At 56.7% G+C, this 15,154-nt stretch carries 14 protein-coding genes; 7 read left to right on the forward strand and 7 right to left on the reverse strand.

Features of this window, described 5'->3' with window-relative positions; all coding sequences use genetic code 11:
- The first annotated feature begins 169 nt into the window (after positions 1 to 169).
- The 3 genes from RGM3321_RS21000 (at position 170) to RGM3321_RS21010 (ending at position 4,277) form a co-directional block, all read left to right on the forward strand.
- Positions 170 to 1,795, forward strand: coding sequence for a methyl-accepting chemotaxis protein (locus RGM3321_RS21000; RefSeq protein ID WP_244394674.1), 1,626 nt, complete (start codon positions 170 to 172; stop codon positions 1,793 to 1,795).
- Positions 1,796 to 2,011: 216 nt separating this feature from the next.
- The gene (locus RGM3321_RS21005; RefSeq protein ID WP_244394675.1) at positions 2,012 to 2,641 is read left to right on the forward strand and encodes a response regulator transcription factor; all 630 of its coding nucleotides are present in this window, start codon (positions 2,012 to 2,014) and stop codon (positions 2,639 to 2,641) included.
- A 46-nt stretch (positions 2,642 to 2,687) separates the two neighbouring features.
- Positions 2,688 to 4,277 (forward strand): hybrid sensor histidine kinase/response regulator, encoded by a 1,590-nt coding sequence (locus RGM3321_RS21010; RefSeq protein WP_244394747.1) that lies wholly within the window; start codon positions 2,688 to 2,690, stop codon positions 4,275 to 4,277.
- 47 nt (positions 4,278 to 4,324) lie between these two features.
- On the opposite strand, the gene RGM3321_RS21015 is transcribed toward RGM3321_RS21010, so the two are convergent.
- On the reverse strand, positions 4,325 to 4,822 hold the full coding sequence (locus RGM3321_RS21015) for a hypothetical protein (RefSeq protein WP_244394676.1): 498 nt from the start codon (positions 4,820 to 4,822) through the stop codon (positions 4,325 to 4,327).
- A gap of 229 nt (positions 4,823 to 5,051) precedes the next feature.
- Complete coding sequence (locus RGM3321_RS21020; RefSeq protein WP_244394677.1) at positions 5,052 to 6,320, reverse strand: outer membrane protein transport protein; 1,269 nt, start codon at positions 6,318 to 6,320, stop codon at positions 5,052 to 5,054.
- Positions 6,321 to 6,658: 338 nt separating this feature from the next.
- Between RGM3321_RS21020 and RGM3321_RS21025 the strand changes: the two genes are divergently transcribed.
- On the forward strand, positions 6,659 to 7,159 hold the full coding sequence (locus RGM3321_RS21025) for a GAF domain-containing protein (RefSeq protein WP_244394678.1): 501 nt from the start codon (positions 6,659 to 6,661) through the stop codon (positions 7,157 to 7,159).
- Between the two features lie 13 nt (positions 7,160 to 7,172).
- Here RGM3321_RS21025 and RGM3321_RS21030 read toward each other — a convergent pair whose 3' ends face one another.
- Positions 7,173 to 7,628 (reverse strand): GNAT family N-acetyltransferase, encoded by a 456-nt coding sequence (locus tag RGM3321_RS21030; protein ID WP_244394679.1) that lies wholly within the window; start codon positions 7,626 to 7,628, stop codon positions 7,173 to 7,175.
- Between the two features lie 342 nt (positions 7,629 to 7,970).
- On the opposite strand from RGM3321_RS21030, the gene RGM3321_RS21035 reads away from it, so the two are divergent.
- From RGM3321_RS21035 to RGM3321_RS21045, 3 genes are all read left to right on the forward strand, one after another.
- The gene (locus tag RGM3321_RS21035) at positions 7,971 to 9,794 is read left to right on the forward strand and encodes an EAL domain-containing protein (RefSeq protein WP_244394680.1); all 1,824 of its coding nucleotides are present in this window, start codon (positions 7,971 to 7,973) and stop codon (positions 9,792 to 9,794) included.
- Between the two features lie 91 nt (positions 9,795 to 9,885).
- Positions 9,886 to 10,671, forward strand: a complete 786-nt coding sequence (locus RGM3321_RS21040) for a sulfite exporter TauE/SafE family protein (protein ID WP_244394748.1) — start codon at positions 9,886 to 9,888, stop codon at positions 10,669 to 10,671.
- A 218-nt stretch (positions 10,672 to 10,889) separates the two neighbouring features.
- Positions 10,890 to 11,090 carry a hypothetical protein gene (locus RGM3321_RS21045; RefSeq protein WP_244394681.1) on the forward strand — a complete coding sequence of 67 codons (201 nt, stop codon included), beginning with the start codon at positions 10,890 to 10,892 and terminating at the stop codon, positions 11,088 to 11,090.
- 252 nt (positions 11,091 to 11,342) lie between these two features.
- Here RGM3321_RS21045 and RGM3321_RS21050 read toward each other — a convergent pair whose 3' ends face one another.
- The 4 genes from RGM3321_RS21050 to RGM3321_RS21065 form a co-directional block, all read right to left on the reverse strand.
- A complete protein-coding gene (locus RGM3321_RS21050; protein ID WP_244394749.1) occupies positions 11,343 to 11,537 on the reverse strand; it encodes a hypothetical protein in 195 nt (64 codons plus the stop codon).
- Between the two features lie 189 nt (positions 11,538 to 11,726).
- On the reverse strand, positions 11,727 to 11,966 hold the full coding sequence (locus tag RGM3321_RS21055; RefSeq protein WP_002555179.1) for a PLD nuclease N-terminal domain-containing protein: 240 nt from the start codon (positions 11,964 to 11,966) through the stop codon (positions 11,727 to 11,729).
- 225 nt (positions 11,967 to 12,191) lie between these two features.
- Positions 12,192 to 13,745 (reverse strand): galactarate dehydratase, encoded by a 1,554-nt coding sequence (garD, locus tag RGM3321_RS21060; protein ID WP_244394682.1) that lies wholly within the window; start codon positions 13,743 to 13,745, stop codon positions 12,192 to 12,194.
- 10 nt (positions 13,746 to 13,755) lie between these two features.
- Positions 13,756 to 15,141, reverse strand: coding sequence for an MFS transporter (locus RGM3321_RS21065; RefSeq protein WP_244394683.1), 1,386 nt, complete (start codon positions 15,139 to 15,141; stop codon positions 13,756 to 13,758).
- Between the last annotated feature and the right edge of the window lie 13 nt (positions 15,142 to 15,154).

The raw sequence follows: 15,154 nt of genomic DNA on the forward strand, positions 1-15,154 counted from the left end.
TGTGACGGGAAGTTTTCGAGACCATTGCTTAACAAACCCCAAACAACATTACATTCATCATGAAATAACTTTCATCGCTATTAATTAAAGCTCTCCCGGCTTCGGCAGAAAAACAGTTATCGGAAAGGAACGTACTGTCCTTCTGCCTGTTTTGCCGCTGGAGGCAACCATGAACATCAGATCGCTGAATATTTCACGCAGGGCATCCCTGTTTTTTGGCGTGATTACCTTGCTGCTGATCGGCCTCGGAGGATTCTCCTACGTACAGATCGACCACCTGCGCATGGCCGAGCAGAACATCGAAGAAAACTCGTTGCCCAGCATTCAGATCGTCGACGACATTCAGATCGCCCTGCTTCACGCTCGACTGGAAAGCATCAGAATGCTCGCCAGTACCGATCCTGCCGTGCACATTACAGCAGAAGCCAAAGCCCGGGAGGCGATCGAGGCGCTTCGCTCAAGCAGCGAGTTCTATCGAAAAAATCTGATTTCGGGCGAAGCCGACCGTGCGCAATTCGAAGAGGCCAACAGCAAGATGGGGGCCTACATCGACGGCGTGAAACAGATCATCGCCATGGACAGCTCCGATCATGAAAAAGCTGTTTCCTTTGCGAACTCAGAGCAGGTTCAGCGCGCCACTGCCTATCAGGAAAAACTCACCACGCTGCGTGGGCACAACGCTGAAGAAGCCGTGAGCTCCGGAAAAGATGCCACCGACGTTTACAACCACAGCGTCAATGTATTGCTGACCGTTGTTATTGCGGCGTCCCTTCTGACCGTGGTTCTGGCGATTACCCTGACACGCAGTATTGTCGATCCGCTCAACGCTTCCCTCAAACTGGCAGAAGACATCGCCTCAGGCGACCTGACCCGGCAACTGGGCGTTACCGGCAGCGACGAAGCATCACGCTTGATGACGGCCCTCAACACCATGTCGGGGAACCTGCGTACCACCATTCATGAGATTTCCGGCGCATCCGCCCAACTGAGCACCGCTGCAGTCGAGATGACGTCAATCACCGAAAGCGCCGACCGTACACTGCAACAACAGAACAGCGAAATCGAACAGGCCGCCACTGCTGTAAACGAAATGAGTGCTGCCGTAGAAGAGGTCGCTCGTAATGCTACGTCTACCTCCCAGGCCGCCCAACAATCCAGCGTCTCCGCCGACCTGGGCAACCAGCGCGTGACAGAGACCCTGACCGCCATGCAGAACCTGACCGGTCTGGTCGAGGGCTCTTCTGCACAGGTCACTGCCCTGGCCGGCCAGGCACAGGACATCAGCAAAGTGTTGGGCGTGATTCGCGGAATTGCCGAGCAGACCAACCTGCTGGCATTGAACGCAGCCATCGAAGCCGCGCGTGCCGGTGAACAAGGTCGTGGTTTTGCCGTGGTGGCTGATGAAGTGCGCGCGCTGGCGCATCGCACACAAACGTCCACCCAGGAAGTCGAACAGATGATCTCGGCGATTCAGGCCGGTTCTTCGGCCACTGTCGAGTCCATGCAGAAGAGTACTCAGGAAGTCCATAACACTCGCAAGACAGCAGAAGACGCCGGGCAATCGCTGCGCCAGATCACCGACTCGGTACTGGAGATCAATAACCGTAACCTGCAGATCGCTGCAGCATCAGAGCAACAGGCGCATGTAGCGCGTGATGTCGACAGAAGCCTGATCAGCATCCGTGATCTGGCCGTACAAAGCAGCGAAGGCACCCGGCAAACACTGATTGCCAGTACCGAACTTTCTCAGTTGGCAGTCAATTTGAATGATCTTGTACTGCGCTTCAAGACATGATGCAAACCGGGATCCATTACTATCGGGCATGGCGGCAAGGCAGCGGATTCGTCTGCTGCACCTTTTATAGCGCTAGTGCCAGTTCTGGCAAAAAAAACAATAACAAAATGCCAGCACTCGACCCCCATTAAAGTTGCACTTCATTTGTTTCATTAACGATACAAATACGTTCTATCAGGTATGATGCGCGCTACTTGAATACGGGAAGTATGAGGTATGCCGTGCAGAATCATTGTGGCCGACGACCACCCGCTGTTTCGTGAGGGCATGCTGCGTACTATCGAGCGGCTGATACCCGAAGCGATTATTGAAGAAGCAGGCAATCTGGATGAAGTACTCACCCTCGCACGCCGGGGTGATGAGGTCGACACACTGGTGCTAGACCTGCGCTTTCCGGGGCTCACTTCGATGCAGACCATCGGCAGCCTGCGCAGCGAGTTCAAACGCACTTCAATCATTGTCGTCTCGATGGTCGATGATCTGGACACCATTTCACAGGTCATGTCTCAGGGTGCGGATGGCTTCATTGGCAAAAATATAGACCCCCTGGAAATTGCCGAATCCATCATCGCCATTCGCGATGGCGAAGTGGTGGTCAAGTACAAGCCCGAAGGTTCATTACTGAGCGATCTGGACACTGGCGCAATCAGCCATCTGACCGCACGTCAAAGAGAAGTACTGGGGCTTGTGGCGTCGGGAAAAACCAACAAGGAAATCGCCAGGGATCTGGGTATTTCACCCTTTACCGTGCGTATTCATGTCTCCAGCCTGCTCAAGGCGCTTGGTGTGTCCACCCGATCGGCTGCCGCTGCACAGTTTTCCAGCCTGGCCGGCAAACAGCACTGAGACGGTAGCCGTCATGTCATTACTGCCCCAACGAATAGATCTGGAAATGACTCAGGCGCTGCTGCGCATGGGGGTCATTGCCACATCGATCCTTTACGCACTGATCGCGTATGGGATGGGTGAAATGTCAGAGAACAAGCTATTTGTGATCCTGGCTTATTGCATGGGCTTCGGCGTCGTCACGGTGGGGCTGATCATACGCATTGCCCAGCGCCCGGGTGCCTCCGGCAGACGACGTCTGTTTGCCCTGGTGACCGATAATCTGGCGGGAATCGTAACGATCTCGGTTGGCGGCGAGGCCATGTTGCCGGTGTACTCGGTAATGCTGAGCATGACGGTCGGCTACGGCATGCGCTACGGGCGCAACTACCTGCTGCTGGCAACCGGCTTTTCCATGATTTCGTTGATGATCATCATCGTGCTCACGCCGTTTCTGCGTGAACACCATGCTGTGGCCGTCATGATGATCCTGACCATGCTGGTCCTGCCACTGTTTGTCTATTTTCTGCTTGGCCGACTGCACATGGCCCTTGAAGAAACCCAGGCGGCCAATCAGGCCAAGTCAAGGTTTCTGGCACAGGCCAGTCATGACCTGCGCCAGCCGATCCACTCCATCAGCCTGTTTACTGCCTGCCTGCGCGATGCGGCTTTGGGCGATAACGAACAACGTCTGGTAAATAACATCGACCGGGCATTGAGTGCGGTAGAACAACTGTTTCGTTCGTTGCTGGACATCTACACCCTCAATCAGGGCGAAGTCGCACCGCGCCCCGAATCAGTCGACCTGGATGCACTGCTCAACGGGCTGGCCGCTCAGAACAGCGAGGCTGCCACCTGGGCTGGCGTGGACATTCGCGTACACAGCGGCAACCATCACGTCTGGACCGACCCGGCATTGTTGCGCACGCTGTTGCAGAACCTTGTCTCCAATGCTTTCAAATACGCGCCGGGCAAACCGATTCTGATTGGCTGTCGCCGGCAAAAAGGCACAGTCAGCATTGGTGTTTATGATCGGGGCCGCGGCATACCCGCCGAGCACTTGCCGCACTTGTGCAACGAGTTCTATCGCGTCCGCGAGAAGCGTGACCGCGACATTGAAGGTGTTGGCCTGGGGCTGAGTATCGTCAGCCGTATCGCCAGGCTCATGAATCTGCGGGTCAATATCAGTTCAGTGCCCGAGCGCGGCACTGCGGTAACCGTCAGCGGCCTGAAAGCCGTGGCCGCCAGCCAGCCGGTGAACAACATCGAAATCAACTGGAATACCCGCCTGCTTTCCGGTCTGCGCGTCATGCTGATCGAAGACAATCGCAACGTGCTTGAAGCCACCGCCATGTTGCTGCGCAGATGGGGCTGCGAGGTACAGACCTTCAGCAGCATCCCCGAGATCAGTGTCGACTGTGATCTGGTAGTCACTGACTTCGATCTGGATCGTACGGCCTCGGGCGCCGACTGCATTGCCTACCTGAGCGGGCTGCAGGGAAGGCGCATACCCGCTATCGTGATTACCGGCCATGAGCTTCAGCACGTCCGGCAGACGCTGAACGATCCAGATATCCCTGTTCTATCAAAACCGGTAAGGCCGGTCGAACTGCGCTCGCTGTTGCTGAGTTTCAAGGCCGGTTCGGCGGTGTACTGACAGTCGTTGGAATGTGTTGCTTGCAGACGTTGGGCAGCGAGCTGTGGTCAATCAGTTGTGAAGCGCTCAACCACATTGCCCTTGAACTTGATGAAAATGCGCGTAATCGACGCTTTTCTTCCGGTAGCTTGCATGCCGCTCAGTGTGCTTGCGTCGCCTATCATTTCCTGCGCATCGCCCATACGCGATTGCCCTTGAAGCAAGGTGGATGCCGCGTCTCCGGAACCGTATCGGTTGGAGTACTTGGCCGCCATCTTGGTCAATGAGTTAAGACCAGATTCGTTACGGTCGTAGTACCACTCGGAGCTGTTATCGGACACATCGTCCTGCGCCGAATAAGGCGCACCAAACGCCTGGCGAACCTGTTCCTTGGTCGACTTGCGGGCAATGATGTTGGCTTTTATATAGTCAGGCGCATATTTGTAATCACCGGTCAGGGTATCGAGCGGGTTGCCGCCACCGGTCGAACAGGCCGTCATGATTACTGTGACCAGCGTAATCGCCGCCAACCCCCTTATGTTTGCCAAATGGCGAGAAATACCCATGCGCGTTCCCTCTGAAAACAAAGTCTGTTGTGAGTGATCCGTTTACACCACTGCAAGACCTGTTACGGTCGCGCACGCGCGGCCGGCGACGTTATAAAAACGTCGTCTGCCATCAACAAGTCAGGGTGTTATTCAGCGCATTAGCTTAAGTTGCCGAACCAGGGCCAGCCATAGTACGGATGTACTAGTAACAGTAAGGATGTACTGCTTCTGCAGACTGACAACTTTCTCAGAAACGGTAAGTCGCCCCCACGCCCAAAAAGCTGGCGCGGTTCTGATAGCGCGCGCTGTAACTGGCCAGCGCATTGGCACGGCTGACATCAACGCTTTCTTCTTTAAGATAGGCGTAGGCAACATCAAGGGTCAGTTCTTTGCTGACGTCATAACCCGTCCCCACACTGAAGATCGTACGGTCGCCGGTCGGTGTGCGTGGCGAGCGATTGGTATTGCTGGTCGGTGACTGATCCAGACGGATGCCGGTACGCAACGACCAGTGTGAATCCAGTCGATACGATGTGCCGAGCGCATAGGCCCAGGTATCATGCCAGTCCAGCCCGCCTGCGATAGCGCCAGACAAGGACGCAGCCAGTACCCCTCCGCGCGCGGGGCTGATGTTCTCGGTACTGAAACTCAGGTCGTTCATGCGGCTCCAGCGCGTCCAGGTCGTCCCCGCATAAAGTGTCCAGGCATCGGTGAGCTTCTGGGTGACTGACAATTCGTAGGATTCAGGAGTATCGACCTGTAGCGAGCAGTCATAGCGATTGCTGTTCAGCAACTGGGCTGGCGTACCGGCACCTGTGGCAACCTCGGTGTGGCAATCCAGGTCGTAGCGCACTTTGGAGTGGTAGGTCAAACCAGCCTGCGTGGTATCAGTCAGGCTGGCCAGAACGCCGATATTGAAGCCCAGCGCGACATCCTTGCCCTTCACCTTCACATTACTGTCGGCGATGGCCGGGTTAAGCGTCAGGTCCGACTCCAGCGAGCCGGCAAACTGATTGATGGTCGGCCCGAAGCCCACCGATACCCTGTCATTGAAGGCATAACTCAATGTCGGTTGCAGGGTCAGAACTTTTGCATCGCTCTTACTGGCAAAGGCGCGCCCTTGAAAACCGCGTTCGTAATCCGTCGCCAGACCGAACGGCACGTACGCGCCAAGGCCGATGGCCCAGTGTTCATTCAGCCTGCGGGTATAGAAACCGAACGGGATGGCCTTGAATGGCACCATGTCGCCATCGTTGCTGCCGCTCGAACGTCCACTCGCCTGGCTGATATCCGTCGATGCATCGATAAAGGTAGCGCCACCGGTGACCTGCTGGCCGGCCAGACGCGCCATGCCTGCAGGGTTGCCGTATACCGTGCCGGCATCTTCGGCGGCAGAGGCCCGGCCCGCAAACGCTGTGCCCATGCCACTTATACCTTGCTCGTTAAGCGCAAAGCCGCCTGCATACAAGTGCGTGGAAATCATGGCAACCGTGAAGCCCAGGGTAGTCTTGTGCATGGTGTTCGATGCTCGCAGTGATGAAATTCAGCCCGGCAGAAAAACACACGGCCTGTACACACCTGCACGGTGTTTCAGGCATTCCTTGCTCTGGCAAACCTGCGATTTTATCAATGCAAAAATAGGATCCATATAGTACACATGTACTAGTACACGCCACTGGGCAAGTGTTCAACATTGACAGCGCCATTAAACTCATTAAATAGTTAAGGGCGACGAACACGATATTTCATGTAAGCCATGATCAGGTATGGCAGGATCACTTCCTGCGCGTGATCGGCAGCGCCAGGCGTACTGCCAAGGCCGCATCAGTGCATTTATGACCAGGGTGACGCATTTTGAACAACAAACTGACTTCAGCAGAGCTGGCAGTCATCAGTGAAATCGAAGCCACTTCCAGCCTGCTACGGCTGGTAACCCGGCTGACCGGGCTGAGATTTGCAGCCATTGCCAAAGTAACCGAGACCAGCTGGACGGCATGCGCGGTGTATGACGAAATCAGATTCGGGCTGGAACCAGGCCACGAGCTCAAGCTTGAAACCACGCTGTGCAATGAATTGCGTCAACACCACTGTCCGATCGTGATCAACGAGGTTGCTACGGATGCGGTCTACGCAGAGCATCCCATCCCGAAACTCTATGGTTTTCAGAGCTATTTCTCGTTGCCGATCATTTTCCCCAACGGAGACTTTTTCGGCACGCTGTGCGGTCTGGACAACCTGCCCACGCCACTCGACGATGTCGATACGCTCGATACCCTGAAAGTCTTCTGCACGCTGATCGCCAGCACGCTGTACGCGCACTACCAGCTGCAGGAAATGCAGGAAGTCACTGCTTAAGGCATGGAATGCCTCAGGTGCGCAATTGCCGTTCCATGATCAATGTGCGCTCCACCCCTTCCTGATGCTCTCGCACCAACCTGAAACCCAGCGCCGTATAAAACTCCTGCGCGGTCAAGGATGACGGCACAATCAGCAGCTCCAAACCTGCCTCACGGGCGACATGTTCCAGCTCTGCCATCAACAAACGCCCGATGCCCCGACGATGCCTGTCAGGGTCGACAAACACCGAGCGCACAACCTGACCCTCCAGGCTGGCAGTTCCGACAACCACCTCCCCAGACACCGCCACAAACATCCGACGTTGCTGCATGAGCCGATCAATGGCAGCCGGGCTGAAACTCAGTTGCACGCGCTCGATCACACTGGCCGGATAGTCCCTGGCATTGCTGGTGCGCAATGCAGCCAGCACCACTCGACTGATGGCGCCAGCGTCTGCTGTACGTGCGGGTCGAACCTTGACGTTCATTTTTCGTACCTGGGTCGGCTTACGGTGGATAAGCGTATTTCGAGTCAGCCGAACGCATAAACGTTAAATGAAGAGCACAGTGAAAGCCCGCTTCGTTCATACCTGCAGGCAAGGTTTATGACGTGCCGAGCCATGACCGTTTTGCTGATGTGCAACCAAACGACGAATGGCATTTTTTGTAACACTCTGCATACAAACGAGCAAGCCCTTTATCTTATGGGGCTGCAAGACCCATAGCGCTCAAAAAGTAGCCGTCTGCGCCTGTAATTGAATTTTTTTCAACTGTTAAAGTCAGCTCCGTGATGTCATATAGTCATCACTGAACACCCACCGAGAATTTTTATGAACGCCAGTGCCCCCATTCCTCTGAATGAAACGCAACGTCTGTTGCGCATCCGGGAGCTGTGCGTACTTGAAAACACCTCCGACGACGTATTCGATGAAATCGTGGCAATGACCGCCGAGTTCTTCCAGACGCCGATTGCCTTGATCTCCATCGTCGATGAGCACCGTCAGTGGTTTCGCGCCAGGGTGGGCCTGAATGCCCGGGAAACGCCACGTAACGTTTCCTTCTGTGCGTACACAATTCTTTCCGACACGCTGTTTGAAATACCGGATGCGACCCTGGACGAACGCTTCGTGAACAATAGCCTGGTGACCGGCCACCCCGATATCCGCTACTACGCAGGCGCCCCGCTGATCACCGATGACGGCATTGCCCTGGGCAGCCTGTGCGTGATCGACACCAAGCCGCGCGAGCCAATGAGCGAGCATCAGATGCAGATGCTCAAGCGTTTCGCCTCATTGGTCATGAAACGCATAGTCAGCTTGCGCCTCAGTTGCTTCATTGACCAGCCGACCGGCTTGTACAACCGGTCACGCCTGCAGGAAGACATCCATCAGGCACTGGCATCGAGCGTTGATTATCAGTTGGTCGTGGTGGACATGATCACCTCCGCGTTCCTGAACGACATTGTCAAGGCTCTGGGCTATAGCTTCTCTCAGGATCTGGTGACCGAAATCAAGAGCCGCCTGGAGCATCTGCTACCGCCCACCTGTTCGCTGTACAAGGTCAGCCCTACCCGCTTCGGCTTTCTGCTGGCTGGAGACCGATTGCCTGATCATCTGTTTCGTACCATTCTCGAAGACTTCGAGACACCCGTGGAATGCCGGGGCATTCCGGTGCAGATGCAGGTAGGTCTGGGGGTCGTCACCCTGAACCGCGACCCGACCGAAGAGCAGGACTGGATGCGCATGGTCATCAGCGCTGCCGATGATGCCCGCGACCGCGATCTGGGCTGGGCGATGTATGAACCACACTTCGATGCCGCCCAGCAACGTGCTTTTAAACTGCTCAGTTCGCTGACCAGCGCGGTGCACTCGCATGATCAACTGCGCCTGGTCTACCAGCCGCGCATCGACCTCGCCTCTGGCCTGTGCACCTCGGTAGAAGCCTTGCTGCGCTGGAACCATCCGACGCTCGGTCCCATCGGGCCTGCCGAATTCGTGCCGCTGGCCGAGAAAACCGCGCTGATGCGTCCGCTGAGTATATGGGTGCTGACAAGTGCCATCGAACAGGCCGCCCGCTGGCGACAACAGGGCTTCGATTTCCGTATTGCGATCAACGTTACTCCGGAGGACCTCACCGGTCCTGCTTTCACCGACCGGATGATCCGCCTGCTGGGTCAACACAAGATCGACCCCACCCGCTTTGAGCTGGAGTTCACCGAAGGGGCGCTGATGCACAACCCGGCTGAAGTGCGTCACCAACTGGAGCGCATGCGTCAAATGGGTATGGACGTGGCGATCGACGATTTCGGTACGGGCTACAGCAACTGGAACTACCTGCGGCAATTACCCGCGACAACGGTCAAGCTTGACCAGTCGTTGATTCGCAACCTGGCGTCCGACAAAACCGACCAGCGCCTGGTCAAGGCATTGATCGGTCTCGCCAAGAAGCTCGGCTACTGCGTGGTGGCGGAAGGCATCGAGACAGACGAGATTCGCCGCCTGGTCAAGCAGTGGGGCTGTGATGAAGGTCAGGGTTATCTGATCGCAAAGCCCATGGAAGCCGAGGCGTTGCTTAACTGGCTGGGCCCGCCCCAGCGCCTGCAAAGTGCCGCTGAAGCCGCTGAAGCCGCAGTCGCGCGCGAAAAACGGTTATAACCTTAGAACGCTTATTCATAACCGTTTGCAACACAAGCCGTTATGCTGCCCGCCACTTTTTGCCTGATGCGTTTGCTTGAATAGGTTGGTTATGGAAGCGGGTGGTCTGGGGTTTGTAGTTGCAGGGTTGGTAGTCGGTTTTATCGTTGGCATGACCGGGGTCGGCGGCGGCTCGCTGATGACGCCCATTCTGTTGTGGTTCGGCATCAACCCGGCCACAGCGGTCGGCACGGACCTTTTGTACGCAGCGATTACCAAATCCGGCGGGGTTCTGGTACATCGCAAGAATGACAACATCGACTGGAAAGTCACCGGGCTGCTGACCCTGGGCAGCGTTCCTGCCGTGCTGCTGACGCTGTGGTTCCTGAGCACGCTGCACACCGCACCTGAGTCCCTGAACGCGATCATCAAGCAGGCGCTGGGCTTTGTGCTGCTGCTCACTGCCTTGGCAGTTCTGTTCAAGAAAAAGCTGCTGGCCTTCGCTCATGGTCGCGGGGATGGAAAGTCGTTTTTCAGCGGTACGAGCCTCACCGTGTTAACGGTCATCACCGGTTTGATCCTTGGCACCATGGTCGCACTGACCTCCATTGGTGCAGGCGCGCTGGGTACCGTGGCGCTGTTCATCCTCTATCCGCTGCTACCGACCCGGCGTCTGGTAGGCACGGAAATCGCCCACGCTGTCCCTCTCACGCTGGTTGCGGGTCTGGGCCACGCGAGCATGGGCAACATGAACTGGGAATTGCTGGGCTGGCTGCTGATGGGCTCATTGCCCGGCATTTACCTGGGCAGCCACATGGCGGGCCGCGTTTCCGACGACCTGCTGCGGCCTTTCCTGGCCATCATGCTGGGCATGATCGGCTTCAAGCTGGCTTTCTGATCCTGACGCCCATCAGCCTGTCACATTTTTGCGTCAGGCTGCCCGCTTGGCAAAACCTGAAAAGCCGCCCGCACTTGTTCAACTGCAAACGGCGCGCATTCATCGGGAATTGTAATTTTTTGTAGCTAGATACCGATTTTCGGCGCAGGATTTCGTCCGTCTGCTTTCGCGCCGATGACCCGGCACAGACTTACCCTCACTGACAGGAGATGCCAACAATGCTCATCCGAATTGAAGAAGGTGTATATGGGGCTGCTTGGGTTGTAAAACTGGACGACTACCCGGTCAAATGCCGGAGTTGGCAGGAAGCCAGAGAATTTGCCGATCGCATGAAATCCAGGATCGATGCACCTCATTCGTTGCCTCATCTGGCACGACGCGTAGCCCCTGAAAGACACTCAAGCGCAATGGCCCGCTAGGCTCCAGAACCCGCTCCTGAATAATTCGAGACCGCGTTGTCAGGCGACTGGCAACGTTGTTTCATCCCGTTACAATGCCTTTCATCCTGTTACACCACTTCTCGTTTCCATGACATCCGTTTCACATCCTCTTCACGTCCGGCTGCGTAAATTGACCCTACTCCTTTGATGAATCCCATTTGGCCCACCCCGTTGTGGGCCATTTTTTTGTCTGCAGAAAAGTACCAACGCGCCGCTATCAGTCAGACCGGGTTATTCGCTTTGCACCGTTTGCGACGAAGAAGCAGTCAAGACCGGGCTGCTCAAAACACCAGCGCTCAGCTCCGCCAGGCGATCATTGCCCGTACCATTGGCCATGTTGTTGCTCCAATTCGCTGTCGTCGTTGCCACCCAGCCCAGCACAAACAATGCAACCGCTTGCAACGCCCACTTGGTAATGATCGACATGTGCTCTCTCCTTGTTCGGGTCTGGATGGCGAGCATGTAAACACCCCACCATGACAGAAGAATTGCAGAGATTTTTATTTTTGCCAGCCACAAGCCCATCTTTGTGAAAAGGATGGTTGCGAAACGGGAATAGGCGATCTGCAAGAGAAACACCCACACCCGTGGGTGGGGTATTTCCGGAAGGCGGGGTCAGTACTTGGTGCTTTGCTGCTCAGGCCTGGCAGGCGTGTCCACATGACGCGGGCCAGCGACCAGCAGGGCCAATACGCCGGCAATCGGCACGGCAACAACAACGATGATCCACATCAGCTTGTTGCTGGATTGTGTCTTGCTCTTGCGAATACGCATGACTGCCCAAATGTCTGAAATCACGATCAGAGCAGTCAGCGCTGCAAACAGCCACAAATGATTTTCCGATATCCAACCCATTTGAAATCTCCTGCACCATCAACGAAGGCAGCCAGACCAGCTGCCCTACTGTAGAAGAGGCCGGAAAGCGGCCTAAAGTTCAGAGAATCTTTCGGATTGTGCGTCATGTCTCAGAGCGGACGCAGAGCGTCCAGAATGGCATACCGACGCGGAGCGTCGGCACGATAGTTGCGAAATTATCGTTCCTCACGCTGCAGTGCGGGAATGCCGCTCGTGACGCTCCTGTCAGGTAATCGGTGCCGGGTTGAACAGCGTGATATCGTTGTGCAGCCGGTAATGCTCGGTCCAGGTCTTCTTCTTGCCGCTGGCCACGTCCAGATAGAAGTGGAAAAGCTCCCAGCCCAGGTCCTCGATGCTTGCGCGTCCAGTCGCAATCCGCCCGGCGTCTATGTCGATCAGGTCAGGCCAGCGCTGAGCCAGTTCGGTGCGGGTCGAAACCTTCACCACCGGTGCCATCGCCAGACCATAGGGCGTACCGCGCCCGGTGGTGAACACATGCAGGTTCATGCCGGCAGCCAGTTGCAACGTACCGCAGACGAAGTCACTAGCAGGCGTGGCGCAGAAAATCAGCCCCTTGCCATTGACCCGCTCACCAGGGCCGAGCACGCCGTTGATAGCGCTGCTGCCTGACTTGACGATAGACCCGAGAGACTTCTCGACAATGTTCGACAACCCGCCCTTCTTGTTGCCCGGCGTAGTGTTGGCGCTGCGATCTGCCTCGCCTTTGGCCAGGTAGCGGTCGTACCAGTCCATTTCCCGTACCAGTGCCTGCGCGACCTCTTGGTCCTGCGCGCGGGATGTCAGCAGATAGATGGCGTCGCGCACTTCGGTTACTTCAGAAAACATCACCGTAGCACCGGCACGCAGCAACAGGTCCGAGGCGTAGCCCAGCGCCGGATTGGCGGTGATGCCGGAAAACGCATCACTGCCGCCGCACTGCATGCCAAGGATCAATTCCGATGCAGGTACCGTTTCACGACGACGCAGGTTCAGCTTCTTGAGGCGCGTCTCGGCCAGCTCCATGATCTGTTCGATCATTTCGTTGAAGCCGTGACTGGAGTCCTGAAGCCGATACAGCCAGGGCTCGCTCAGGTCCACCGAGCTGTCGCCCTCGTGCATCACCTGCCCGGCCTGCAACTTCTCGCAGCCCAGGCTGATCACCAGCGCCTCGCCACCCAGGTTCGGGTTACGTGCCAGATTGCGCACAGTACGAATCGGGATGTAAGCATCGGTGGCCGTGATTGCCACGCCGCAGCCGTAGCTGTGGGTCAGGGCCACTACGTCATCGACGTTCGGGTACTTGGGCAACAGCTCGTCGCGGATGCGCTTGACCGCATGATCAAGCACGCCGGTCACGCACTGCACGGTGGTGGTGATACCGAGAATGTTGCGGGTACCCACCGTGCCGTCAGCGTTGCGATAGCCCTCGAAGGTATAACCCTCCAGCGGTGCCTGTTTCTCGGGCACCGCGTCGGACATCGGCAGGCTGTCGAGCGCAGGTGCCGAGGGCATGCGCAGCTGGTCTTCCCTGACCCAGCTGCCACGCAGTATCGGTTGCAGTGCATAGCCAATGGTGTGGCCGTAACGAATCACGGCCCCGCCCACGGCCAGGTCAACGGTGCTGACCTTGTGGCTCTGCGGGACGTTATCGACAGTGACCAGGCCGTTGTCGAATTCGGTTCCGGCCGGCACGCCCTGGTCGTTGACCACGACCACGACGTTATCCAGCGGATGCAGCCGGATATAGCGCGGCGAATCGGCATGTTGAATCAGGTTCATCACGGTTTCCTCAGGATTTCGCTTCGGAAAGGTCGCTGACCGAGTCGTTCAGCAATGGCCCCTTGGCAGGCGGCTCTTTCAATTCCACACGCTTGATTTCACCCACGATGAAAATGTAACTGATTACCGCCAGCAGCGCGTTGGCGCCCACGAACACCAGTGCCCATTTGAACGAGCCGGTGCTGCTGATGATGTAACCAATCACGATCGGAGTGGTGATCGATGCAATGTTACCGAAGGTGTTGAACAGCCCACCACTCAGACCGGCAATCTGCTTGGGTGAAACATCGGACATGACAGCCCAGCCCAGAGCACCGACGCCTTTGCCGAAGAATGCCAGGGCCATGAAACCCACCACCACCCATTCGATATCAACGTAGTTGCAGGTCACGATCGAGGTGGACAGCAGCAGGCCCCCGATAATCGGTGCCTTGCGGGCGAAGGTCAGCGAGTGGCCTTTGCGCAGCAGGTAGTCGGAGATGACTCCGCCCAGCACGCCGCCGATGAAGCCACAGATAGCCGGCAACGAGGCAATGATGCCCGCCTTGAGGATAGTCATGCCGCGTTCCTGAACCAGGTATACCGGGAACCAGGTCAGGAAGAAGTAGGTAATGCCGTTGATGCAGTATTGGCTGAGGTAGATACCCAGCATCATGCGGTTGGTCAGCAACTGGCGGATGTAATCCCACTTCGGCCCGCTGCTGGCTGCTTTTTCCTTGCCTTTGCCCTTGTCCTGATCCAGGTCGACCAGCGCACCATTGCTGGAGATGTGTTCGAACTCGGCCTCGTTGATCATCGGGTGATTGAGCGGACCGTAAATGACCTTCATCCAGATCATCGAGAACACGATACCGACTGCGCCCATGACCACGAACACGTGCTGCCAGCCATAGGTGTAGACGATCCAGCCCATCAGCGGGGCGAACAGAACGGTGGCGAAGTATTGCGCCGAGTTGAAGATCGCCGAGGCCGTGCCGCGCTCGGCGGTCGGGAACCAGGCGGCGACGATGCGGGCGTTGCCCGGGAAGGAAGGCGCTTCAGCCAACCCGACCAGAAAGCGCAGCATGAACAGCGCGACAATGGCGGTGGAAATGCCGAACTCACCCACATAGCCTTGCAGCAGGGTGAACAGCGACCAGGTGAAAATGCTCATGGCGTAGACTTTCTTCGACCCGAAACGGTCGAGCAGCCAGCCACCGGGGATCTGACCGGCCACGTAGGCCCAGCCAAATGCAGAAAAGATATAGCCCAGAGTGACCGGAGTAATGCCAAGGTCTTTCTGGATACTGGAACCAGCGATAGCGATGGTGGCACGGTCGGCGTAGTTGATCGTGGTGACCAGAAACAGCATCAACAGAATCAAATAGCGGACGTGCGTCGGCTTGGACTTTTGCATTGTAGAGCTCCCA

It is taken from the genome of Pseudomonas sp. RGM 3321 (assembly GCF_022836805.1).
Taxonomy (GTDB): domain Bacteria; phylum Pseudomonadota; class Gammaproteobacteria; order Pseudomonadales; family Pseudomonadaceae; genus Aquipseudomonas.